This window comes from Kitasatospora sp. NPDC096204, assembly GCF_044763205.1.
Lineage (GTDB): Bacteria > Actinomycetota > Actinomycetes > Streptomycetales > Streptomycetaceae > Kitasatospora.
Genome location: NZ_JBIWFT010000021.1, coordinates 75,307 through 96,057 on the forward strand (window position 1 = coordinate 75,307; position 20,751 = coordinate 96,057).

General features: G+C 74.2%; 19 protein-coding genes and 1 pseudogene. 7 read left to right on the top strand and 13 right to left on the bottom strand.

Annotation, left to right across the window (positions count from 1 at the left end):
* Positions 1 to 66: 66 nt before the first annotated feature.
* Positions 67 to 1,050 (bottom strand): ADP-ribosylglycohydrolase family protein, encoded by a 984-nt coding sequence (locus ACIQ87_RS23265; RefSeq protein ID WP_402409693.1) that lies wholly within the window; start codon positions 1,048 to 1,050, stop codon positions 67 to 69.
* A 112-nt stretch (positions 1,051 to 1,162) separates the two neighbouring features.
* On the opposite strand from ACIQ87_RS23265, the gene ACIQ87_RS23270 reads away from it, so the two are divergent.
* Positions 1,163 to 2,158 (top strand): hypothetical protein, encoded by a 996-nt coding sequence (locus ACIQ87_RS23270; RefSeq protein WP_402409695.1) that lies wholly within the window; start codon positions 1,163 to 1,165, stop codon positions 2,156 to 2,158.
* A gap of 63 nt (positions 2,159 to 2,221) precedes the next feature.
* On the opposite strand, the gene ACIQ87_RS23275 is transcribed toward ACIQ87_RS23270, so the two are convergent.
* The 6 genes from ACIQ87_RS23275 to ACIQ87_RS23300 form a co-directional block, all read right to left on the bottom strand.
* The gene (locus tag ACIQ87_RS23275; protein ID WP_402409697.1) at positions 2,222 to 2,758 is read right to left on the bottom strand and encodes a ribonuclease; all 537 of its coding nucleotides are present in this window, start codon (positions 2,756 to 2,758) and stop codon (positions 2,222 to 2,224) included.
* A gap of 301 nt (positions 2,759 to 3,059) precedes the next feature.
* Positions 3,060 to 5,768 (bottom strand): pyruvate, phosphate dikinase, encoded by a 2,709-nt coding sequence (ppdK, locus tag ACIQ87_RS23280; RefSeq protein WP_402409699.1) that lies wholly within the window; start codon positions 5,766 to 5,768, stop codon positions 3,060 to 3,062.
* A gap of 563 nt (positions 5,769 to 6,331) precedes the next feature.
* On the bottom strand, positions 6,332 to 7,501 hold the full coding sequence (gene dusB, locus ACIQ87_RS23285; protein ID WP_402409700.1) for a tRNA dihydrouridine synthase DusB: 1,170 nt from the start codon (positions 7,499 to 7,501) through the stop codon (positions 6,332 to 6,334).
* 88 nt (positions 7,502 to 7,589) lie between these two features.
* Positions 7,590 to 8,438 (bottom strand): DUF4097 family beta strand repeat-containing protein, encoded by an 849-nt coding sequence (locus ACIQ87_RS23290; RefSeq protein WP_402409702.1) that lies wholly within the window; start codon positions 8,436 to 8,438, stop codon positions 7,590 to 7,592.
* Between the two features lie 2 nt (positions 8,439 to 8,440).
* Entirely contained in the window at positions 8,441 to 9,085 is a 645-nt protein-coding gene (locus ACIQ87_RS23295) for a response regulator (RefSeq protein WP_402409704.1), read from the bottom strand.
* A complete protein-coding gene (locus ACIQ87_RS23300; protein WP_402409706.1) occupies positions 9,073 to 10,287 on the bottom strand; it encodes a histidine kinase in 1,215 nt (404 codons plus the stop codon). Before ACIQ87_RS23300 ends, ACIQ87_RS23295 begins: the two co-directional genes overlap by 13 nt.
* Before the next feature lie 135 nt (positions 10,288 to 10,422).
* Between ACIQ87_RS23300 and ACIQ87_RS23305 the strand changes: the two genes are divergently transcribed.
* Positions 10,423 to 10,998, top strand: coding sequence for a hypothetical protein (locus tag ACIQ87_RS23305; protein ID WP_402409708.1), 576 nt, complete (start codon positions 10,423 to 10,425; stop codon positions 10,996 to 10,998).
* Positions 10,995 to 11,381 carry a hypothetical protein gene (locus tag ACIQ87_RS23310; RefSeq protein ID WP_402409710.1) on the top strand — a complete coding sequence of 129 codons (387 nt, stop codon included), beginning with the start codon at positions 10,995 to 10,997 and terminating at the stop codon, positions 11,379 to 11,381. The genes ACIQ87_RS23305 and ACIQ87_RS23310 overlap by 4 nt, the downstream gene beginning before the upstream one ends.
* On the opposite strand, the gene ACIQ87_RS23315 is transcribed toward ACIQ87_RS23310, so the two are convergent.
* A complete protein-coding gene (locus ACIQ87_RS23315) occupies positions 11,378 to 12,361 on the bottom strand; it encodes a helix-turn-helix transcriptional regulator (RefSeq protein ID WP_402409712.1) in 984 nt (327 codons plus the stop codon). The genes ACIQ87_RS23310 and ACIQ87_RS23315 overlap by 4 nt on opposite strands.
* A 102-nt stretch (positions 12,362 to 12,463) precedes the next feature.
* Here ACIQ87_RS23315 and ACIQ87_RS23320 point away from each other — a divergent pair, with 102 nt between their 5' ends.
* A complete protein-coding gene (locus ACIQ87_RS23320) occupies positions 12,464 to 13,945 on the top strand; it encodes an MFS transporter (protein WP_402409713.1) in 1,482 nt (493 codons plus the stop codon).
* A gap of 195 nt (positions 13,946 to 14,140) precedes the next feature.
* On the opposite strand, the gene ACIQ87_RS23325 is transcribed toward ACIQ87_RS23320, so the two are convergent.
* A complete protein-coding gene (locus tag ACIQ87_RS23325; protein WP_402409715.1) occupies positions 14,141 to 15,034 on the bottom strand; it encodes an alpha/beta fold hydrolase in 894 nt (297 codons plus the stop codon).
* A 70-nt stretch (positions 15,035 to 15,104) separates the two neighbouring features.
* Positions 15,105 to 15,467 carry a MerR family transcriptional regulator gene (locus tag ACIQ87_RS23330; protein ID WP_402409717.1) on the bottom strand — a complete coding sequence of 121 codons (363 nt, stop codon included), beginning with the start codon at positions 15,465 to 15,467 and terminating at the stop codon, positions 15,105 to 15,107.
* A 78-nt stretch (positions 15,468 to 15,545) separates the two neighbouring features.
* Between ACIQ87_RS23330 and ACIQ87_RS23335 the strand changes: the two genes are divergently transcribed.
* On the top strand, positions 15,546 to 16,775 hold the full coding sequence (locus ACIQ87_RS23335; protein ID WP_402409719.1) for an MFS transporter: 1,230 nt from the start codon (positions 15,546 to 15,548) through the stop codon (positions 16,773 to 16,775).
* A 100-nt stretch (positions 16,776 to 16,875) separates the two neighbouring features.
* Entirely contained in the window at positions 16,876 to 17,130 is a 255-nt protein-coding gene (locus ACIQ87_RS23340) for a hypothetical protein (protein WP_402409721.1), read from the top strand.
* 534 nt (positions 17,131 to 17,664) lie between these two features.
* On the opposite strand, the gene ACIQ87_RS23345 is transcribed toward ACIQ87_RS23340, so the two are convergent.
* Positions 17,665 to 17,844 (bottom strand): hypothetical protein, encoded by a 180-nt coding sequence (locus tag ACIQ87_RS23345; RefSeq protein ID WP_402409828.1) that lies wholly within the window; start codon positions 17,842 to 17,844, stop codon positions 17,665 to 17,667.
* A 34-nt stretch (positions 17,845 to 17,878) separates the two neighbouring features.
* Between ACIQ87_RS23345 and ACIQ87_RS23350 the strand changes: the two are divergent.
* Positions 17,879 to 18,103: pseudogene (locus tag ACIQ87_RS23350) on the top strand (phosphatase PAP2 family protein); the annotation flags it as partial.
* 186 nt (positions 18,104 to 18,289) lie between these two features.
* On the opposite strand, the gene ACIQ87_RS23355 reads toward ACIQ87_RS23350, so the two are convergent.
* Complete coding sequence (locus tag ACIQ87_RS23355; protein ID WP_402409723.1) at positions 18,290 to 18,994, bottom strand: response regulator; 705 nt, start codon at positions 18,992 to 18,994, stop codon at positions 18,290 to 18,292.
* A gap of 61 nt (positions 18,995 to 19,055) precedes the next feature.
* On the bottom strand, positions 19,056 to 20,597 hold the full coding sequence (locus tag ACIQ87_RS23360; RefSeq protein ID WP_402409725.1) for a sensor histidine kinase: 1,542 nt from the start codon (positions 20,595 to 20,597) through the stop codon (positions 19,056 to 19,058).
* Positions 20,598 to 20,751 lie beyond the last annotated feature (154 nt).

Genomic DNA, 20,751 nt, shown 5'->3' on the forward strand with positions numbered 1-20,751 from the left:
GACCCAGCGCTCGTCCGCGTCCCGGGCCCGCAGGCCGCGCCTGATCCGCTCCCAGTCGGCGTCCGACTAGAGCAGGTCGGGCACCGGGTGCGGGCGGGGCAGGCTGATCGGCGTCAGGTGCGGTTCACCGGCCGCCCGGACACTGCCGGGCTCGGGGAACGCCCAGTCCGGCAGCGGTTCGCAGGCGTCCAGCCAACCGCGCGGGATGCCCGCGGTGCCGGTGTGCGCGGCGACCACCCCGCCGGTGATCGCGGCGACGGTGTCCATGTCGCCGCCGGCCGCGATCGCGTCCCGGACGGCGGCGCGGTAGTCGGCCGGGTTCCGGGCCGCGCACCACAGCGCGTACGGGACCGTGTCGGCCGCGGACGTGCGGCTGCCGTTGCCGAGCACCCGCGCGGCGAGCCTGAAGTCCGCCCCGGCGAGCAGTCCGCGGGCCTCCCGGAGGCCGTCCTTGACGGCGCCGTTCGGGGTGAGCGCGGCCACCGCCTCCAGGAAGCGGTCCGGCGTCATCGGTCGGGTGCGGGTCCGCGCGGCGTACGCGGCCGCCACCGCGACCGCGATCGCGCCGTCCACGGCCTGCGGGTGGGTGTGGGTGATCAGGGCGGTGCGGGCGGCGGGGCCCACCACGGCCTTCGGGTCCTCGGCGTACGCGGCGCCGAGCGGGGCGACCCGCATCGCGGCGCCGTTGCCGTAGGAGCCCTGCCCGTCGAAGAGCCCGGCGGCCAGCCGCTCGGCGTCGCCGCCCTCGCGGATCAGCCGCAGCAGGCGGTTGGCGGCCGGGCCGTAGCCGCGGTCGAAGTCGTGGCGCAGGGCGAAGGCGTGGGTGAGGTCGAAGGTGTCGATCGCGCCGCGCTCGGTGTGGGCGGCGTGGACCGAGCAGGCCATCTCGGTGTCGTCGGTCCAGGGCCAGGGGCCGGGGGGTTCGGTGCGGTCGGCGAGGTGGGCCCGGGCGGTCTCCGGGACGAAGAACTGGGCGCCGAGGGCGTCGCCGACGGCGAGGCCGAGGAGCGAGTCCAGCGCGGGGCCGGCGTGCGTGGATGGAATGGTCATATGGACTCCAGCTCAGCGGCTGAGCTGCCGGTCCGTCAACACCCGTGACCGCCGCCCCCACCGACGGGGGACGTTCCGCATACCTCCGATCCGGACGGGCAGGCACCGGGGCATGACCCGCGCACACCCCCTCGACCCGGTCGCCCTGCTGGGCGCCGACCAGCAGCACATCGCCACCCGGTCACAGCTGCGCCGGCTCGGGGTGCCCTCCGGCACCATCGCCCACCGGCTGCGGCCGGGCGGGCCCTGGCAACAGGTGCTGCCCCGGGTGATCTGCCTCCAGAGCGGGCGGCTGACGTTCCATCAGAAGATGCGCGCGGCCCTGGCGTACGCGACACCGAAGGGGCGCGAGCCGCGGACCGGTGAGGTGCTGCTGACCGGCTTCGCGGTGCTGGCCGAGGCCGGGCTGCCGAGCGCCGGGCACCCGGCCGACCTGAACTCCGTCGACATCCTGATCCCGGCTCAACGACGGGTCGGGGACAGGGAGTTCGTCCGGATCCACCGGTCCTCCGGGGCCATGCCCGGCGGCTTCGAGCGGGACGACGGGCTGTGGAGCACCACGGTCGCCCGGGCGCTGGCCGACCTCGCGCCGAAGGAGACGGGGCAGCGCCGGTTCCGGGCGCTGTGCGCGGAGGCCGTCCAGCGCCGGCACTGCGAACTCGGCGAACTGCTCGACCAGTTGCTGTCCCGCCCGGGTGCGCTCGGGCTGCCCCAGGTGGCCCAGGTGGTGGAGGACCTGACGGTCGGGGTGCGGTCGGTGGTGGAGGGCGAGGCCCGCGAGGTACTGGCGCACGCGGGGCTCCCGGAGCCGCTGTGGAACCCGGTGCTGTTCCTGGACGGCCGCTTCCTCGCCGTCCCGGACGCCTACTGGCCGCACGCCTGCGTGGCCCTGGAGATCGACTCCCGCGCCTGGCACCTGCGCCCGGCCGAGCACGAACGGGGCCTGGCCCGCGCCAACCGCCTCGCCGCGGCCGGTCTCCCGGTGGTCCGCACCACCCCGCCCCAGCTCCGCCGCGACCCGGCCCCGGTGCTCCACGAGCTGACCGCCCTGGTCACCACCGGCCCGCACCCGCCGCACCCCCGGATCACCTGGCGGCGGGCGCGATGAGCGGCGAGCGGCGGGGGCGCGGTGAGCGGCGGCGGGCGCGGTGGGGGCCCTGTGCGGCCGTGCTCAGCAGCGGGAGTCGATCTCCAGGAAGGTGGCGTAGTGGTCGGCGGACCAGTACTGCTCGCCGGAGTCGCCGGTCACCACGCGGCGGGTACCGCGGTCGTTGGAGCCCGGGGTGACCACGGTGTACTCGTGGTAGTAGCCGTCGGTCTTCTTGGGGAGGCGGCTCTCCCGGTTCTCGAAGACGATGCCGTCGCGGTTGTACGGGTAGGGCCCGCCCTTGGCGATCAGGGTGAGGGTGTCCACGGCCTGACTGGGGAGCTTGCTGCGGCAGACGTCGGCCAGGGCCGCGTCGGTGGGCACCCAGGTGCCGGCCGGGGCGGGGGCCGTGGCGCCCCCGGCGGGCGGGGTCGGCTTGGGGGCCGAGGGCTTGGGCGCCGAGGACCCGGACGTCGAAGGACCGGCGGTGGCGGCCGCGGTGGAGCTCGCGGCGGCCTTGGGGTGACTGCTCCCCTTGTCGGTGAGGAGGTACCCGACCCCGGCCAGGACCGCGAGGATCAGCACGGCCACGACGACGAGCGGGTTTCTGCGGTTGGTCATGCGTTCCAGCTTGGCAGGCGGCCGGGCCGCCCCGGGACAGCTACACACGTGGCCGCCGCCACACCGGCCGGTGCGTCGGCCGTGCCGTGCCGGGGGCCGGTCCGCGCCCCGCGGCCCGTGCGCGGACGCACGGCCGGGCGGGACAGACGTACGGCCGGGCGGGAACGGACGCCGTTGTCCGTTCCCGCCCGGCCGTGTCACGTACGCCGGTTCTCCTGCGCCGAGCTCCGGTGTACGCCCTCCCGACGGGAGGGGGAGCGGTCAGTCGTACCCGCGCGTGCGGAGGGGATGCCTACCCTCCTCAGCGCGAGTCGCTGCCCGCCGACTCGATGGCGGCGCGGCCGGCCTCCAGGCGCGCCACCGGGATCCGGAAGGGGGAGCAGGAGACGTAGTCCAGCCCCACCTCGTGGAAGAAGTGGACCGAGTCCGGGTCGCCGCCGTGCTCGCCGCAGACGCCGAGCTTGAGGTCGGGGCGGGTGGCCCGGCCGGCCTCGACGGCGTGCTTGACCAGCGAGCCGACGCCGTCGCGGTCGATGGTCTCGAACGGGGAGACCCCGAAGATGCCCTTCTCCAGGTAGGCGGTGAAGAACGAGGCCTCCACGTCGTCCCGGGAGAAGCCCCAGACCGTCTGGGTCAGGTCGTTGGTGCCGAAGGAGAAGAACTCGGCGGCCTCGGCGATCTGCCCGGCGGTCACCGCGGCGCGCGGCAGCTCGATCATGGTGCCGAGCTTGATGTCCAGCTGGATGCCGGTGGTCCGGGCGACCTCGGCGAGCACCCGCTCGCACTCGTCGCGGACCAGCTCCAGCTCCTGGACGGTGCCGACCAGCGGGATCATCACCTCGGGGCGCGGGTCTCCACCGGCCAGCTTGCGCTCGGCGGCGGCCTCGGCGATGGCCCGGACCTGCATGCCGAACAGGCCGGGGATGACCAGGCCTAGGCGGACGCCGCGCAGGCCGAGCATCGGGTTCTGCTCGTGCAGCTTGTGCACCGCCTGGAGCAGGCGCAGGTCGTTCTCGTTCGGGTCCTTGCGGGCCTCGGCGAGGGCGACGCGCACCGACAGCTCGGTGATGTCCGGCAGGAACTCGTGCAGCGGCGGGTCGAGCAGGCGGACGGTGACCGGCAGGCCGTCCATCGCCTGGAAGAGCTCCAGGAAGTCGCCCTTCTGCAGCGGCAGCAGGGTGGAGAGCGCGAGCTCGCGGTCCCTGTCGTTGTCCGCCAGGATCAGGCGCTCGACCTCCTTGCGGCGCTCCTCGCCGAGGAACATGTGCTCGGTGCGGCACAGGCCGATGCCCTGGGCGCCGTAGCGGCGGGCGCGCGAGCCGTCCTCGGCGTTGTCGGCGTTGGCGCGCACGGCCAGCCGGCGGCGGCCGTCGGCGTGCGACATCAGCCGGTGCACGGCCTGGACCAGTCCGCCCTGGACGTCGGCGCCGGCGTGCAGGGTGCCCTCGAAGTACTCGACCACGGGGGACGGCAGGACGGGCACCTCACCGAGGTAGACCTTGCCGGAGGCGCCGTCGATCGAGACGACGTCGCCCTCGTGGATCACCTGGCCGTCGGCGGTGGTGAAGCGGCGGGCCTTGGTGTCGACCTCCAGCTCCTCGGCGCCGCAGACGCAGGTCTTGCCCATGCCGCGGGCGACCACGGCCGCGTGCGAGGTCTTGCCGCCGCGCGAGGTCAGGATGCCCTCGGCGGCGATCATGCCGTCCAGGTCGTCCGGGTTGGTCTCACGGCGGACCAGGATGACCTTCTCGCCGGAGCGGGACCACTTGACGGCGGTGTACGAGTCGAAGACGACCCTGCCGATCGCGGCGCCCGGCGAGGCGGCCAGGCCCCAGGCGATCTGCTGCGACTCGGTGTTGGGGGCGAAGCGGGGGAACATCAGCTGCGAGAGCTGGCCGCCGGTCACCCGCATCAGGGCCTCGTCCAGGTCGATCAGGCCCTGGTCGACCAGCTGGACGGCGATCCGGAAGGCGGCCGCGGCGGTGCGCTTGCCGACGCGGGTCTGGAGCATCCAGAGCTTGCCGCGCTCGATGGTGAACTCGATGTCGCAGAGGTCGCGGTAGTGGTTCTCGAGCTTCTGCATGATCGCCATCAGCTCGTCGTACGACTTCTTGTCGAGCTTCTCCAGCTCGGCCAGCGGCAGGGTGTTGCGGATGCCGGCGACGACGTCCTCGCCCTGGGCGTTGGACAGGTAGTCGCCGTAGACGCCCTGGGTTCCGGTGGAGGGGTCGCGGGTGAAGGCGACGCCGGTGCCGGAGTCCTCGCCGAGGTTGCCGAAGACCATGGTGCAGACGTTGACCGCGGTGCCCAGGTCGTTCGGGATGCGCTCCTGGCGGCGGTACAGCCGGGCGCGGTCGCCGTTCCAGGAGTGGAAGACGGCGTGGATCGCGAGGTCCATCTGCTCGCGCGGGTCCTGCGGGAAGGCCCGGCCGGTCTCGCGCTCGACGATGCCCTTGAACACCTCGACGAGCGCCTTGAGGTCGGCGGCGTCCAGGTCGAGGTCGTTGACGGTGCCCTTGGCGTGCTTGGCCTCGTCCAGGGCCTCCTCGAAGAGCTCGCCGTCGACGCCCAGCACGGTCTTGCCGAACATCTGGACCAGGCGGCGGTAGGAGTCCCAGGCGAAGCGCTCGTTGCCGGACTGGGCGACGAGGCCGGCCACCGAGACGTCGGAGAGGCCGATGTTGAGGACGGTGTCCATCATGCCGGGCATGGAGAACTTCGCGCCGGAGCGCACCGAGACCAGGAGGGGGTTGTCGGCCTGGCCGAGCTTCTTGCCCATCTCCTGCTCGAGGGCGTCCAGGTGGGCGCTGATCTCCTCGTGCAGCGAGGAGGGCTCACTGCCGGTCTCCAGGAAGACCTTGCAGGCCTCGGTGGTGATGGTGAACCCCGGAGGGACGGGGAGGCCCAGGTTGGTCATCTCGGCCAGGTTCGCGCCCTTGCCGCCAAGAAGATCCTTGAGGTCCTTGTTTCCTTCGGTGAAGGAGTAAACAAACTTCTGCTGGGACGGCACGGGTCGGTCTCCTCGTACGCGGTTGCCCTGACGCCGGAGAACATACCCATTTCGAAGGCACTTCTCTGCCCTGAATAGGCCACCCGAGGCTGGTACCGAGTGGTAACCCGCTAGATCGAATGCACATAAAGGCGTTCACTCTGTTGGTGAAATCGTCCGCCTGACGCGAGCCAGTGTTCAATTCTTGAAGACAAGCGGGCTCTGAGATCACACGATCCGGACGCACCGTAGCGACCGCGGAGCCATCGCGTTGCCCCGGCTTGATTTCCTGCACCCGGATCGGCGGATCACCGGCCGACCGACTTCGGGAAGCGATTCACGGCCGACCTGTCCACTTCGTCCACTGACCGGCCGTCAGCCCCCACCGTATGTGGCAAGCGTCACCAGCGCATCTCACGGGTCGAACGTAGAACGCCTGCGCCGATCGTCGCACTGCGTCCAGAAACGTGCTCTCTCCGTGATGTTCGGACGCCGAAAAGGAGCCCTCTTGTCCAGGATGGACAAGAGGGCTGGGACCTGATGGCCATCGGCCCCGAGGGGTCGATTTCGCCGGTCCGTATAGATCATCCGCCAGATGTGTCCGATTCGGCGTCAGCACCCGGTCGGGCGCAGTCATACGGATCGTCCAACCAGCCCTCGGGCAGGACCACCCGGTTGTTGCCGCTGGTCCGCCCGCGCGGGCCGTCCGCACCCTCCGGCCAGCCCTGGGACTGCTCCACCTGGGAGAGGGTTTCGGCCAGTTCGGCCAGCGAGGAGGAGCCGGCGAGCCGCACCCGCAGCTCGGAGCCGACCGAGAAGCCCTTGGTGTACCAGGCGACGTGCTTGCGGAAGTCGATCACGCCGCGCGCCTCGTCGCCCAGCCACTCGCCGAGCAGCTGCGCGTGCCGCACCATCGCCGCGGCCACGTAGCCGAAGTCGGGGCGGGCGTAGTCCACGTCGCCCTCGAAGATCGCGACCAGGTCCTTGAACAGCCACGGCCGCCCCAGGCAGCCACGGCCCACCACCACACCGTCGCAGCCCGTCTCACGCATCATCCGCACGGCGTCGTCGGCCGACCAGATGTCCCCGTTGCCCAGCACCGGGATGTGTGCCGGGACGGACTCGCGCAGCCGGGCGATCGCCGACCAGTCGGCCGTCCCGCCGTAGTGCTGGGCGGCGGTGCGCCCGTGCAGGGCGATCGCGGCCACGCCCTCCTCGGCGCCGATCCGGCCGGCGTCCAGGTAGGTGAGGTGGTCGTCGTCGATGCCCTTGCGCATCTTCATGGTCACCGGCAGGTCGCCCGCGTTGGCGACGGCCTCGCGCAGGAGCTCGCGCAGCAGGTTGCGCTTGTACGGCAGTGCCGAGCCGCCGCCCTTGCGGGTGACCTTGGGGACGGGGCAGCCGAAGTTGAGGTCGATGTGGTCGGCCAGGCCCTCCTCGGAGATCATCCGGGCGGCCTTGCCGACGGTCACCGGGTCCACCCCGTACAGCTGGATCGAGCGGGGCTTCTCACTCGGGTCGAACTTGATCAGCTGCATGGTCTTGGCGTTGCGCTCGACCAGCGCCCGGGTGGTGATCATCTCCGAGACGTACAGGCCCCGGCCGCCGCTCTGCTCCCGGCACAGGGTGCGGAACGGCGCGTTGGTGATGCCGGCCATCGGCGCCAGCACGACGGGCGGCCACACCCGGATCGGGCCGATGTCGAGCGGCGCGAACTCGGTGTCGGGCGCGGTGGGTGCGGGCGTGGCTGTCATGCGCGGCTGACCTCGGGTGATGGGGACGGGACTCTCCATTGTCCCCCACCCGGGTGAGCGGCCTCCGCCCGCGCCGGACGCCGCCCCGCTACGGGGCCGACGGAGGCGCCGCGAGCTCCGGCGCGAACGACGGCTCCGGCTGCTCCGGCTGCTCCGGCTGCGAGGACGTCGACGGAACGACGGTGATCGTCCCCGAGGTGACCGCGGCGTGCAGCCGGTTCGGGCTGGCGGAGTCCGCCAGCACCGGGTCGATCCGGCCGTTGCCGCTGCCGATCTCGCTGGAGACGGCGTACCGGCTGTCCTTCGGCAGGGTCAGTTCCACCGAGCCGGAGGTGGCCGTGGCGTCCACCTCGCGCGGGGTCCTCGCGAAGCCCAGCTGCACGGTGCCCGAGGTGAACTGCGCCGCCACCCGCGACATGCTCAGGTTGGTGCCCTGCACCATCCCGGAGGTGCCGTGCACGGACACGTTCCCGGAGGTGTCGGACAGCAACAGCTGGCCGGAGGTGAGCTCCATCCGCACGTCCCCGCTCAATCCCTCCACCCGGACCGACCCGGAGCCCACCGAGCCGGACACCTCCGTCGCGGCCGGCACCTCCAGCTCGATCTCGGCGCCGCAGCCGAGGTCCGAGAGCGGCAGCACCAGTCGGCAGTGCAGCCCGACCGTGAGCACGTCGCCATCGAAGACGGTGGACACCACCGGCTTGCGCACCAGCCAGTCCAGGCTCTGCCGGACCACCACGTGGCCCTCCCGCCCCGCCCGTACCAGGACCGAGGCGTTGCCGGTCTCCAGCTGGAGCCGGTGGATCGCCCGGTCGTACGGCCGGCTGGTGCTGGTGCGCTGCTGCACCGCCATCGACCAGGTCTGCAGTCCGGCACCGATCATGACCAGGACGATCACGACCGTCCCGGCGGCCCGCCAGGCCCTCGCCCCCTTCACTGCTACCCGACCTCCAGGAAGCGCAGCACCGCCATCACCCGGCGGTGGCTGTCCTCGGCCGGCGGCAGGTCGAGCTTGGTGAAGATCGAGTTGATGTGCTTGGCCACCGCGCTGTCGCTGACCACCAGCGCGCCCGCGATCGCGGCGTTGGAACGGCCCTCCGCCATCAGGGCGAGCACGTCGCGCTCGCGCGGGGTCAGCTTCTCCAGCGGGTCCCGGTGGCGGCGCACCAGCAGCTGGGCGACCACCTCCGGGTCCAGCGCGGTGCCGCCCTCGGCGACGCGCTGGAGCGCGTCCACGAAGTCGTCCACATTGGCCACCCGCTGCTTGAGCAGGTAGCCGACGCCGCTGGTGTTGGTCGCCAGCAGGTCCGCGGCGTAGCGCTCCTCCACGTACTGGGAGAGCAGCAGGACGGCGGTGTCCGGCCACTGCCGGCGGATCACCATCGCCGCCTTCACCCCCTCGTCGCTGAAATCCGGGGGCATCCGGACGTCGGCCACCACCACCTTCGGGCGGTGCTCCTCGACGGCGGCCAGCAGTTCCACGGCGTCCCCGACGGCGGCCACGACCTCGAAGCCCACCGCCTCCAGGACCTTGACCAGGCCGACCCTCAGCAGGACCGAGTCCTCGGCGATCACAGCGCGCACGGCAACTCCACGGTGATGGTGGTGGGGCCCCCGAGGGGGCTGAGAACGGACAGCGTGCCGTCGACCGAGGCGGCGCGCTTGCGCAGACCGGTGAGCCCGGTGCCGCGCGAGGGGTCCGCGCCGCCCACGCCGTCGTCGCTGATGACCAGGCGCAGCCGGCCGTCGGCCGTCCGCACCGAGAGGTCGACGCGGTTCGCCCTGGCGTGCTTGGCCACGTTGGTGAGCGCCTCGGAGACGGTGAAGTAGGCGACCGCCTCGACAGTGGGGGCGACCTGCTCGGAGAGGTCGACGTCCAGGCGCACCGGCAGCGGGGCACGGGCGGCGACGCCGGACAGCGCCGCGTCCAGGCCGCGGTCCTCCAGGACGGCGGGGTGCAGGCCGCGGACCAGGTCGCGCAGCTCGTCGATGGCCGCCTGGGCCTCCTCGTGCGCCTCGACGATCACCTGCATCACCTCGGGCGGCACGTCCTTGAGGGTGCGCCGGGCCAGGCCCAGGTTCATCGCGAGGGAGGTGAGCCGCTGCTGGGCGCCGTCGTGCAGGTCGCGCTCGATCCGGCGGCGCTCGGCGTCCACCGCGTCGACCAGCCCGGCCCGGCTCTCGGCGATCTCCTCGACCCGCCGCTCCAGCGCCTCCGCCCGGTCCGGTCCGAGCAGCCGCCGGGCCACCCACACCTCCAGCCAGGCCAGTCGCGTCCCCACCGGGGGCAGCACCGCCAGCAGCACCACCCCGCCGAGGGTGAGCAGGACGTCCTCCCCGGCCAGGCCGGAGCGCAGCGCGGTGCCGGCGGGCAGCAGCCAGATCCAGCCGTACACGGTGGCCAGCACCACGGCGGCCGCCCAGGCGTACAGCACCGCCAGCGCGCCCGCCGCGAGCAGCGGCCCGGCCACCAGGTGGTGCAGGGCCTGGCGCCAGGTCATCCCCAGCAGCCAGATCTGACGCCCCGTCGGCGGGCGCAGCGGCGGCACCTCCACCCCCCGCAGGGCGCGCAGCCGCCCGCGCTGGAGGGCGGTCAGCGGGCGGGCGCAGAGCAGGACGGCGGCGAGCAGCGGGAAGAGCAGGCTCGACTCGGTGACGGCCAGCCAGACCGGCAGCGCCATGGGTATTCCGGCGGCGGTGAAGCGGACGTCCCGCCAGGCCTCGGGCGACCACGGTGGGCGCCGGAGGCTCCTGACGAGCGCTCGGCGCAACGTGGTGGAGGGCATGCCGGACAGCGTAGGGCTCCGTGATCACGGGCTGCCATGAAGGGGGGTTCCGGGTGGAGGTGTAGCTAGGTACACCCCCGATTCGGTGTGGGGCACCACCGACAGGACGGGGGTCCCGGCGGAAGGCTTGAGGGCATGACGAGCACTGCATCGCACTCCGCCACTCCGCCGCACGGGCGGCCCGGCCCCGGGGGTGCTTCCGGAACGCCGGCGGCGGACGGGGCGCTGCCTGAGGGGAAGCCGGGGGCGGCTCTGCTGCCGGGCGGGGATTCGGCGTCGGCGGCGGATGACACGCTGCCGGCCGGGGCCGGGCCCTGGTCGGTCCGCAGCGTCCGGTCGGGACGCGGCCGGGCCGCGCTGGAGCTGTACCAGCACGGGGAGCTGACCGACGTCCTGGTCGCCGCCCGGCTCACCCCGCAGCTGCTGCGCGGGGCCCGGCGCTGCCCGTCCGCCGGGCGGAGCCGGCACGTGCTGGCCTGGGGCCGGCTGGCCGCCGACGGTGCGGCGCCCGCGGTCGAGTTCACCGGGCGGCGGCCGTTCCGCCGGGCGCGGTCGACGGCCGAGGTGGTCACGGTGGCCGGGCGGTTCTGGATCGCCTGGGCCGAGGGGCCGTTCGACGCGGTACGGGTCGAACACCCGGCGGGCGGGACGGCCGAGCGGCTGCCGCTGGAGCGGGTGCGGGGCCTGGGCCAGGGCCGGGGTGCCGCGTGACCACCGCCGTCCTCGCCGCCCGCACCACCCCCTCGTACGTCCTGCCCGCGCGCTTCGCCCGGCTTCCGGTCCTGGCGGCCGTCGCGCTGCTGCCCTGGCTGGCGATCCTCGCCGTCTGCCACGAGACCCCGTGGGTCGTGCTCGACCTCACCGAGTTCGCCGCCCTGCTCTCGCTGGACGCGCTGCTGCGCCGGCGCAGCCCCGCCGCGCTCTGGGCGGGCGCGGCGGTGGCCCTGCTGCTCACCGGGGACGCGCTGGCCGACATCGCCTGCGCCGGGCCGGGCCTCGCGGTGCTCGCCGCGCTGGCCATGGCCACCTGCATCGAACTGCCGCTGGCCGCGGTGTGCCTGTGGCTCGGGCGGGACGCGGCGCTGCGGGCCTAGGCACGGGTGGGCCGGCTTGGCGCGGGTGAGCCGGCTAGCCGCGGGTGAGCCGGCTGGCCGCGGGTGGGCAGCAGGTCCATCAGCGCGCGGGTCTCGTCGTCCAGCGGGGTGTACGTGATCATCCGCGTCCCCAGCTGCGGGCTGAGCCAGAAGTTGGTGTACTCACAGCGCAACAGGCCGACGCCCGGCACCTGGAAGCGCTTGATCCCGTTGCCCGGCCGCATCACGTCGTGCCGCTGCCAGAGCTCCGCGAACTCCGGCGAGGCCTTGAGCATCCGGGCCAGCAGCGCCTTCCAGGCCGGCTCCGAGCCGTGGTCGGCCATCGCCGAGCGGAACCGGGCCACGATGCCGAGTCGCTCGGTGCGGTAGTCCACCAGCACCTCGCGGAACTGCGAGGGCGTGAACGCCATCCACATCAGGTTCCGGTCCGCGGGGGCCAGTTCGTCGAGGTCGCCGACGATCGCGGTGTACTGGGCGTTGTACGCCAGCACGTCGTAGCGGGAGTTGACCACCATGGCGGGGAACGGCGCCAGCTGCTCCAGCAGCAGCCGTACGCCCGGGGTCACCGAGGGGCAGTCCCGCACCGGCGCCGGGTCCTCCGCGCCGGCCAGGGTGAACAGGTGGGCGCGCTCGCTCGGGTCCAGCAGCAGCGCCCGGGCCACCGAGTCCAGCACCTGGGTGGACACCTGGATGTCCCGCCCCTGTTCCAGCCACGTGTACCAGGTCACCCCGACCGCGGCGAGCTGCGCGACCTCCTCCCGGCGCAGTCCCGGCGTCCGGCGGCGGCCGGTCATCGGCAGGCCGACCTGCTCGGGTGCCAGGCGCTCGCGGCGGCTGCGCAGGAACCCGGCCAGCTCGTGGCGGCGGGCGTCGTCGGGGGTGGCCGGGCCCGGACCGGTCGGACCAGTCGAACCGGTGTGGGCTCGCGTGGGGCCGGCCGGAGCGGTGCGGGCTTGTGCGGGAGGCGTGGCGAGACTCATGCTCCCCAGCATGCGGCAGCCGTCAGCCTGTTGCCAGGTACTTCTTATACCTGGATAACCACACTCTGGTACCAGGGTACGGGGCGACGGATCGTATGACCCGTGACCCAACAACTCGCCGTCGCCCCCGCATCGGCCCGCACCGCGGCCGCCCGTACCGCCTCCCCCGGCTCCACCGGACCCGCCGGACCCGCCGGACCGGTCGCCACCCTCGGCACCGCGGGGCTGGTCACCGTGCTGCTCGGCGCCTTCCTGCCGATGCTCGACTTCTTCATCGTCAACGTCGCCCTGCCCACCATCGACCACGACCTGGCCGCCGGGCCCGCCGTCCTCGAACTGGTCGCCGCCGGCTACGGCATCGCCTTCGCCGTACTGCTCGTCCTCGGCGGGCGCCTCGGCGACAGCTACGGCCGCCGCCGGCTCTTCGTCGTCGGCGCCGTCGCCTTCGCCCTCACCTCGCTGGCCTGCGGCCTCGCCCCGGGTGCGTGGTCCCTGGTCGCCGCCCGGGCCGCCCAGGGCGCCTCGGCCGCACTGCTGATCCCGCAGGTGCTCGGCACCATCACCGCCGCCACCGAGGGCGCCCGGCGCGGCCGCGCGCTCAGCGTCTACGGCGCCGTCGGCGGGATCTCGGTGGTGATCGGGCAGGTGCTCGGCGGGATGCTGGTCGCCGCCGACCTGTTCGGCACCGGCTGGCGCTCGGTGTTCCTGCTGAACGTGCCGTTCGCGCTGCTCGCCGTGGTGCTCGCGGTCCGCTACGTCCCGGAGAGCAGGGCCGCCACGGCCGCCCGGGTCGACGTCCCCGGCACCGTGCTGCTCACCGCCTCCCTGCTCTCCCTGCTCATCCCGCTGATGGAGGGCCGGGCCGCCGGCTGGCCGCTGTGGTCCTGGGTGCTGCTGGCGCTGTTCCCCGTCCTCGCCGTCGCCTTCGGCGTCGTCGAGCGCCGCGCCGAGCGGCGCGGGGACACCCCGCTGGTGCCGCCGTCCCTGCTGCGCATCCCGGAGATGCGGCGCGGCCTCGGCATCGCCCTGCCCTACTTCGCGGGCTTCGGCGGCTTCATGTTCGTCATCGCGGTCGCCCTCCAGCAGGGCCTCCGGCTGGGCCCGGTCGCGGCCGGCTGGGCGCTCGTCCCGATGGCGGTCGGCTACTTCTCCGCCTCGCTCGCCGGCCCGCGGCTGATCGGCCGCTGGGGCAGCCGGGTGCTCAGCGCGGGCGCCGTCGTCCAGGCCACCGGCCTCGGCACCCTCGCCCTGACCGTCCTGGCCGACTGGGCGCACTTCTCCCCGCTCCGGATGGCCCCGGGCGTCGCCCTCGCCGGCATCGGGCAGGGCCTGATCGGCACCCCGCTGTTCCGGGTGGTCCTCGCCAAGGTGCCCGCCGCCCGGGCCGGCGTCGGCAGCGGCGTCCTCGCCACCGGCCAGCAGTCCAGCCTCGCCCTGGGCGTCGCCACCCTCGGCACCCTCTACCTCTCGCTCTCCCCCGTCCTGGGCATGGACCGGGCCCTCGCGCTGTGCCTGGGCATCCAGCTCCTCGGCTCCTTCACCATCCTGTACCTGACCACCCGGCTTCCCCGCTCCATCGGGTGACCCCGGGCCTCCGGGGTCCGGCTCCGAGGTCCGGCTCCGGGGTCCGGGCTCCGGACCTTGACGGGGACGGCATCGGCGAGGGCTCGGCGATCGGCCTCGTGACCGGGACGACCGGTCGCGGGGCCGTCGGCGTTCCCTCGGCGGTCTCTCGGCGTTCCCTCGGCTCTCCCGGCGGCGTTCCCGGCGGCGCGGGTCTCAGTCGCGCGGGTCCCGGTGGGGGCCTAGCCGGTCGAGCCAGTGGCCGAACAGGGTACGGACGGTCCCGGCGGCCTCGACCTGGGGGTTGTGGCCGACACCGTCGAGGACGGCGGCGGCCATCCGGGGGTAGTGGTCGAGCAGGGCGAGCTGGTCGCGCCAGCCGACCAGGGCGTCCTGCCGGGTGGTGACCAGCAGGTGGTGGCCGGTGTGCTGCGGGGCCCGGTGCTCGGGCCAGTGCGGCAGCAGGAAGTCGGCTTCGAGTTCGGCGGCGGCCGCCCGGTCGTGCGCCTCCCAACCGGGCCGGACGTGGCGCTCGAAGAGCCCCCAACTCGCCTCGGTGTGGCGGGCCATGACGTACCGGAACAGCTCGCGGCCGGCGGCCGGGACGCGGGCGAGGAGGTCCTCGTCGCGTTCGACCACGGACTCCTCGGGCAGCGCCCGGTCGGCGCCCCAGCGCACCACCGGCACCAGCAGCGCCGAGCCCAGCACCTGCTCGCCGAACCGCGCGGTCACCGCCCGGGCCAGCTGGCCGCCGAAGGACTGCCCGACCACGGCGAAGGGCCGACGGCCGACCTGTTCCTCGATCCACCCGGAGACGGCCTCGGCCAGGGCGCTCGCCGAGGCCGGGCCCGGCAGCCGGGGGCTGTTGCCGTGGCCGGGGAGGTCGAGGTAGAGGCGGCGCCAGCCGGGCCGGTCGGCGAAGGCGGGTTCGAGCGGGAGCAGGACGCGGTGGTCGACGGTGTAGCCGTGGATCAGGACGATCGGGGTGCCGTCGCCGAAGGCGGTGTGGCGGATCGCGGAGCCGGTCGTGCCGGTCGCGACGGTCGCGTCAGCCGCGTGGTTCGTGCTGGTCGTGTCGGTCATGTCGTTCGTGTCGTTCGCGTCGGTCATGACGACAGCGTCCAACGCTGACACCGGTGGCAAGGTCAAACGGCGGTTCCGACAGCCGGTTCGGGAGAGTTCAGGAGAGGCTCTTGACCACGTCCAGGTACTCCCGGATGGCGTCCCGGTTGCGCGTCAGGCACAGGATCCGGCGGGTCATCCGGTCCGTCTCGGTCTCCAGGGTGGTGAGCATCTCCGGTGTGGCGTCGGCGAAGTGGATCGTCCGCGGGGTGTCCAGGCAGGGCAGGACCTGCTTGATGATCCGGGTCGGCAGCCCCGCGTCCAACAACCCGCGGATCTGCAGCACCCGGTCCACGAGGTACTCGTCGTACGCGCGGTAGCCGTTCGCCTCGCGGCGCGGCGTGATCAGCCCCTGCTGCTCGTAGTAGCGCAGCAGGCGCGGAGTGGTATCCGCCCGCCGGGCGAGTTCGCCGATGCGCATGTGTGACCATCCTCACCCCGGGCCGGCGCCCTGCCGGCTGGACCCTGACATGGATGTCAACGATAAACGATCGGGCCCATGCCCACTCCTGAACTCCATGCCCCCGCACGGCCGGTGGCCGCGACACCGAGGCTGCCCTGGCCCGCGCTGCTGGCCATGAGCGCCGGCGGATTCGTCACGATCATGACCGAGGCCCTGCCCGCCGGAGTGCTGCCCGCGATGAGCGCCGACCTCGGCGTCGGCCAGTCCGCCGCGGGGCAGTCCGTCACGCTCTACGCGGTCGGCTCCATCGCGGCCGCCGTCCCGCTGACCGCCGTCACCGGCCGCCTGCCGCGCAAGCCCCTGCTGCTGGTCGCCGTCGGCGGCTTCGCCGCGGCCAACGCCGTCACCGCCGTCTCGCCGAGCTACCCGCTCACCATGGCCGCCCGGTTCGCGGCCGGCCTGGTCGCCGGGCTGCTCTGGGCGCTGCTGGCCGGGTACGCCCGGGGCATCGTCGCCCCGGAGCAGCGTGGACGGGCGATGGCCGTCGCCATGACCGGCTCGACGGTCGCCCTGTCAGTGGGCGTGCCCGCCGGCACCGTGCTGGCAGGCCTGGTGGGTTGGCGGGCCACCTTCGGACTGATGAGCGCGATCGCCCTGGCGCTGGCCGGCTGGATGCTGTTCGTGCTGCCGGAACCGCCCGGCCGGGCCGACCGGACCGCCCCGGTCCTGACTCCGGTCCGGCGGGTGCTGCGGATGCCGGGCGTCGCCGCCGTGCTGGCCGTCACGGCGACCTTCGTGCTCGCCCACAACGTCCTCTACACGTACGTCGCCGCGCTGCTCGCACCGCTGGGGCTCGACGGCCGGACGGACACCGTCCTGCTCGTCATCGGGCTGTCCTCACTGGTGAGCATCCTCGGCACCGGCGCCCTGATCGACCGGCACCTGCGCCCGCTGACCATCGCCGCCTCCGTCCTCCTCGCCGCCGCCGCGCTGCTCCTCGTCACCGCTCTGCTCGGCTCGGCCGGCTGGCCCGCCTACGCGGCCGCCGCGCTCTGGGGCCTGGGCTTCGGCGGCGCCGCCACCCTCCTCCAGACCGCCGTCGCCGACGCGGCCGGCCCGGCCGGGGACATCGCCCAGTCGCTGCTCGTCACCTGCTGGAACCTCGGCATCGCCGTCGGCGGCCTGGCCGGCGGCCTCCTCCTCGACCGTGTCGGCCCGACGGCCCTGCCCTGGTCCGCCCTCGTCCTGCTGGCCGCCACGCTGGCCGTCACCCTCGGCGGACGGCGCCACGCCTTCCCGGCGCGGGGTGAGCACTCTTCCGCGTGAGATCGACGCACGTTCCTCGTGACCGCCGCACGGTCCGCGTACTGTCGGCCGCATGAACGCCAACGCCTCTGTTCGCCAACTCCACGCTATTGCTTGCTAGTTGATCGACAGAGTCGCGGCCGGCGAACGTACGGGGATCGCCGACGACGGGCGGCTGACCGCCGCCGTCTCGCCGGCCGACCGCGAGCGGCGGGTACTGGCGGACCTCGTTCGCGACGGCACCCTCGGCCCGGAGAACGCCGCCACCGCGCGCGGCCTGGCCGACTGGGCACAGCCCGGGGGCGGCACCGGGCGCGGCACCGGGCTCGGGTCGGCCTCCGAGGCCCTGCTCGCCCGGCGGGAGGAGGGCCGTTGATCTGCGCCGACTCCCGTGATCCTCAAGCTCCTGGCGCCCGAGAACAGCGACGGACGCGCCGGACCAGGTCGAGGGGTGCCACGGGCGCCGCTCCGGGCCGGTGCACCGCAGGAGTCATCGGGCAGGTCGGCCGACCTGCCCGACCGTCCGCGCCGCGTCCGCCGCTCTTCCCCACCCGCTTCGACGGCCCCGGGCAGGGTCGCACTGCCCGTCCCGGCAGCTGCTGTCCACCCGCCCGGTCCCTTCGCGCGGCTCGATCAGTGCTGTCAACCCTGACCATCGTCATGGTCGTTGCCTGACTTTCGGGTCGGGTGGAAAGGGCTCCTCGGCTTCTACCGTCCGGACCATGACGTACACGGACAGGAAGTCCAGGCAATCCACGGCCGGCCGAGGGATCCGGACCGCGGGGGCGGGCAGGCCCGTCCTGGCCGCGGCCCTGCTCTGTGCGGGGGCCGGGGTGGTGGCGTGGCTGGCGCCGGAGCGTGGTGGTGGGGCGGGGCCGGTGCGGGTGTCGGCCGGGTGGTCGGCGGCCGGCTACCGGCGGGTGGCGGAGGCCGTCGGCGATGCCCCGCGTGCGGTGGCCTCGCTGCTGGAGCCGGCCACCGAGGTGGGGCTGCTGGTGCTGGGGCTGCTGCTGGCGTTCTGCTGGTGGACGGCCCGGGCCCGGCGGGCCGCCGGGGCGGTCGCGGGGGTGGCACTGGTCGGGCTGGGCACGGTGCTGGCCTACGGGGCGAGCGAGGTGCTGAAGGTGGTCCTCGACGAGGAGCGGCCCTGCCGGGCTCTGGCCGGGCTCCCGGGCCCGGCGGCGGCCGAGTGTCCGCCGCCGGGTGACTGGTCGTTCCCCAGCAACCACGCCACCCTGGCGGTCGCGCTGGCGACGGGGCTGGTGCTGCTGCGCCCGCGCTGGGCGCTGCTGGCCGTACCCGTCGGCGGTGCCACGGCCGCGTTGCGGGTGGCGGCCGGGGTGCACTACCCGCACGACGTGCTCGCCGGTGCCGCGCTCGGCGGCACGGTCACGGCGGCGGCCGTCCTCGCCCTGCGGCCTGCGGCCACCACCGCGGTGACGGCGCTGACCGGGGTGCCCGTCCTCGGGCGGCTGCTGTCGGCGCCGGCGATACCGTCGGCCCCGGGCGCGAACTCGGGCTCGGGGCCGACGGTCTCAGTCCCGCGGGCCGCCCGCGCAGGTCGCGCCGAGGGTCAGCCCGGCCTCGTGCGCGAGAACGGCGGCGGCCGCCCGGTTGGCCACGCCCAGCCGCGCCAGGATGGAGCTCACATGGGCCTTCACGGTGCCCTCCACCACCCCCAGCCTGCGGGCGATCTGACCATTGGACAGCCCGGCGGCGATCAGCGTCAGTACGTCCCGTTCCCGGGTGGTCAGGGCGGCCACCCGTTCCCGGGCGCCGGCGCGCCGGTCGGCGGGGTCGCCGGCTCCGGTGGCGGCCAGGTGGGCGACCACCCGGGCGGCCACCTTGGGTGAGAGGTAGGCCGCCCCACCCGCCACCGCGTGCACCCCGGCGAGCAGTTCCTCGGGCTCTCCGGACTTGATCAGGAAGCCGTTCGCGCCGCCGCTGAGCGCGCGCAGGATGTAGTCGTCCTCACCGAAGGTGGTCAGCATGAGCACTCCGGTCGCCAGGCCGTTGCGGCGGATCTCGGCGGCGGCCGTGATGCCGTCCGTCCCGGGCATCCGGATGTCCAGCACGGCGACGTCCGGCCGGTGGCGCCGGACCAGTTCGACGGCCTCCCGACCGTCCCCGGTCTCGGCGACGATCTCGATGCCCGGGTCGGTGGCGAGCACGGCGCGCAGTCCGGCGCGGATCATGGGCTCGTCGTCGGCGAGCAGCACCCGGATCGGTGCGGTGGTCATCGGCGGCTCCTGTCGGTCGCTCGGGACGGAGGCGGTACGGGAAGGGAGGTGCGACGGGAGGTCAGGAGACGAGCACGTCGCGGGAGACGAGTCGGGAGTCCCGGAAGCAGAGGCGGTAGGCGTCGCCGGCCCGGTCCACGAACAGTTGGGCGGTGATGGCGTAGTAGGTGCACGAGACCCCTTCCCCCGACGGCGGCGCCGGTGTCGACGAGCCGACCGGCGGGCGGTACGGCAGCCGGTGGCCCGGCAGCAGGCGCTCGACCGAGGCCTGCTCCTGCCCCACCTGGAGGGAGGCGTAGACCTCCGGGTCCAGCACCGACAGGCCGACCACGTAGAGCGTCCATACTCGCAGGGCCACGGTCAGCAGCACGGCCGTCACCAGCGGGACGAGCACCACGGCGACGAGTGTCCGCCCCACCCGGCGCCGGGCCTGCCGCAGTTCGCGCACCGGCGACGGCGGGGCCACGGGCACCGGCGGGACGGGCCCCGCGGCACGGCGCGGCAGGTCGGCCAGGACCTCGAACCCACCGTCCGGGCGGGCCCGGTGGGCGAGGGTGCCGCCCGCGAGCCGGACGCGCTCGGTCAGGCCGACCAGGCCGCGGCCACCGGTGGGCGGCGCGACGGGCGCCGCGGCCTGTGTCGCGGTGGAGGTGGAGGTGGAGGTACCGGCGAGCTTCTCGACGAACGTCGCGGTGGGCGTTGCGCTGCGAGGGGTTGACCCGGGGGCCGGCGACGCCGCACCGCCGGTGGCGCCGGCGGGCACGGGCACGGGCCCGTTGGCCACCCGGAGGCGGGCACCGTCCTCCGAGTAGGCCACCTCCACGGTGACGGTCGCTCGCGGCGCGTGCTTGGTGGCGTTGGTCAGCGCTTCCTGCACCACTCGGAAAGCGGCGTGCTCGGTCGCACGCGGGAGCCCGTCCGGCTCCCCGGTGATCTCCGAGCGGACGTCCAGGCCGGCGGCGGCCGCCTCGGCGACGAGCTGCGGGATGTCCGAGTCGGCGGGCCCGTGGGCCGCGGAGGCCCCCTCGCCGTTCTCGTCCCCGTCGCGCAGGATGCCGATCACCTCGCCGAGCCGGTCGACGGCGGCGGCCGCACCCGCCCGGATCTCCTGGACGGCCTCCCGGTGGGGCCGGGCCAGGCCGGGAGCGAGCTTGAGGGCCCCGGCGCGCAGAGCGATCAGGCTGAGGTCGTGCCCGAGGGCGTCGTGCATGTCCTGGGCGATGCGGGCACGTTCACGCAGTCGGGCCTGCTCGGCGACGAGTCGCTGCTCGCGCTCCAGCCGCTCGGCCCGCTCCCAGCCGGCGCGCACCAGCTCCTGCGACTGCCGCCAGAACCGGCCCAGCAGCCACGGCCCCATCCCGGTGCTCACGGCGAGCGCGATGAACAGCAGGCCCCGAGCGATCCAGGAGGGCACCGACCCGACCACCAGCACCCCGGCCGCCACCAGGACGGCGAACACCACCGCCGCCGGCCGCACCCGCTCCATCCGCAGCCCCGCCAGGAAGGAGAGCCCGATCGCGGGCAGCGCCCACCAGAGGCTGGTGACACCGAGCCCGATACACACCGACGCCGCCACGGGCAGCGCCACCCCACTCGTCCGCATGCCCACGACCCTATGGCCACCACCGTCGCGGCGGATCTGTCGAAAGTCATGCCCACTACGCGGCGCGGGCGGGGGCGGGGCGCCGCGCGCATGCGGGCGACGTACTCCAGCCTGTCCGTCCACCACGGCAACGGTATGATCGGCGACGAGGGGA

Bases quoted from the DNA above. Each gene is read 5' to 3' on its own strand.
- ACIQ87_RS23315 (WP_402409712.1), bottom strand. From the start codon at position 12,361: ATGAGTCTCGCCACGCCTCCCGCACAAGCCCGCACCGCTCCGGCCGGC.
- ACIQ87_RS23335 (WP_402409719.1), top strand. From the start codon at position 15,546: ATGCCCACTCCTGAACTCCATGCCCCCGCACGGCCGGTGGCCGCGACA.
- dusB (WP_402409700.1), bottom strand. From the start codon at position 7,501: ATGACAGCCACGCCCGCACCCACCGCGCCCGACACCGAGTTCGCGCCG.
- ACIQ87_RS23270 (WP_402409695.1), top strand. From the start codon at position 1,163: ATGACCCGCGCACACCCCCTCGACCCGGTCGCCCTGCTGGGCGCCGAC.
- ACIQ87_RS23300 (WP_402409706.1), bottom strand. From the start codon at position 10,287: ATGCCCTCCACCACGTTGCGCCGAGCGCTCGTCAGGAGCCTCCGGCGC.
- ACIQ87_RS23355 (WP_402409723.1), bottom strand. From the start codon at position 18,994: ATGACCACCGCACCGATCCGGGTGCTGCTCGCCGACGACGAGCCCATG.
- ACIQ87_RS23265 (WP_402409693.1), bottom strand. From the start codon at position 1,050: ATGACCATTCCATCCACGCACGCCGGCCCCGCGCTGGACTCGCTCCTC.
- ACIQ87_RS23305 (WP_402409708.1), top strand. From the start codon at position 10,423: ATGACGAGCACTGCATCGCACTCCGCCACTCCGCCGCACGGGCGGCCC.
- ACIQ87_RS23275 (WP_402409697.1), bottom strand. From the start codon at position 2,758: ATGACCAACCGCAGAAACCCGCTCGTCGTCGTGGCCGTGCTGATCCTC.
- ACIQ87_RS23360 (WP_402409725.1), bottom strand. From the start codon at position 20,597: ATGCGGACGAGTGGGGTGGCGCTGCCCGTGGCGGCGTCGGTGTGTATC.
- ACIQ87_RS23330 (WP_402409717.1), bottom strand. From the start codon at position 15,467: ATGCGCATCGGCGAACTCGCCCGGCGGGCGGATACCACTCCGCGCCTG.
- ACIQ87_RS23325 (WP_402409715.1), bottom strand. From the start codon at position 15,034: ATGACCGACGCGAACGACACGAACGACATGACCGACACGACCAGCACG.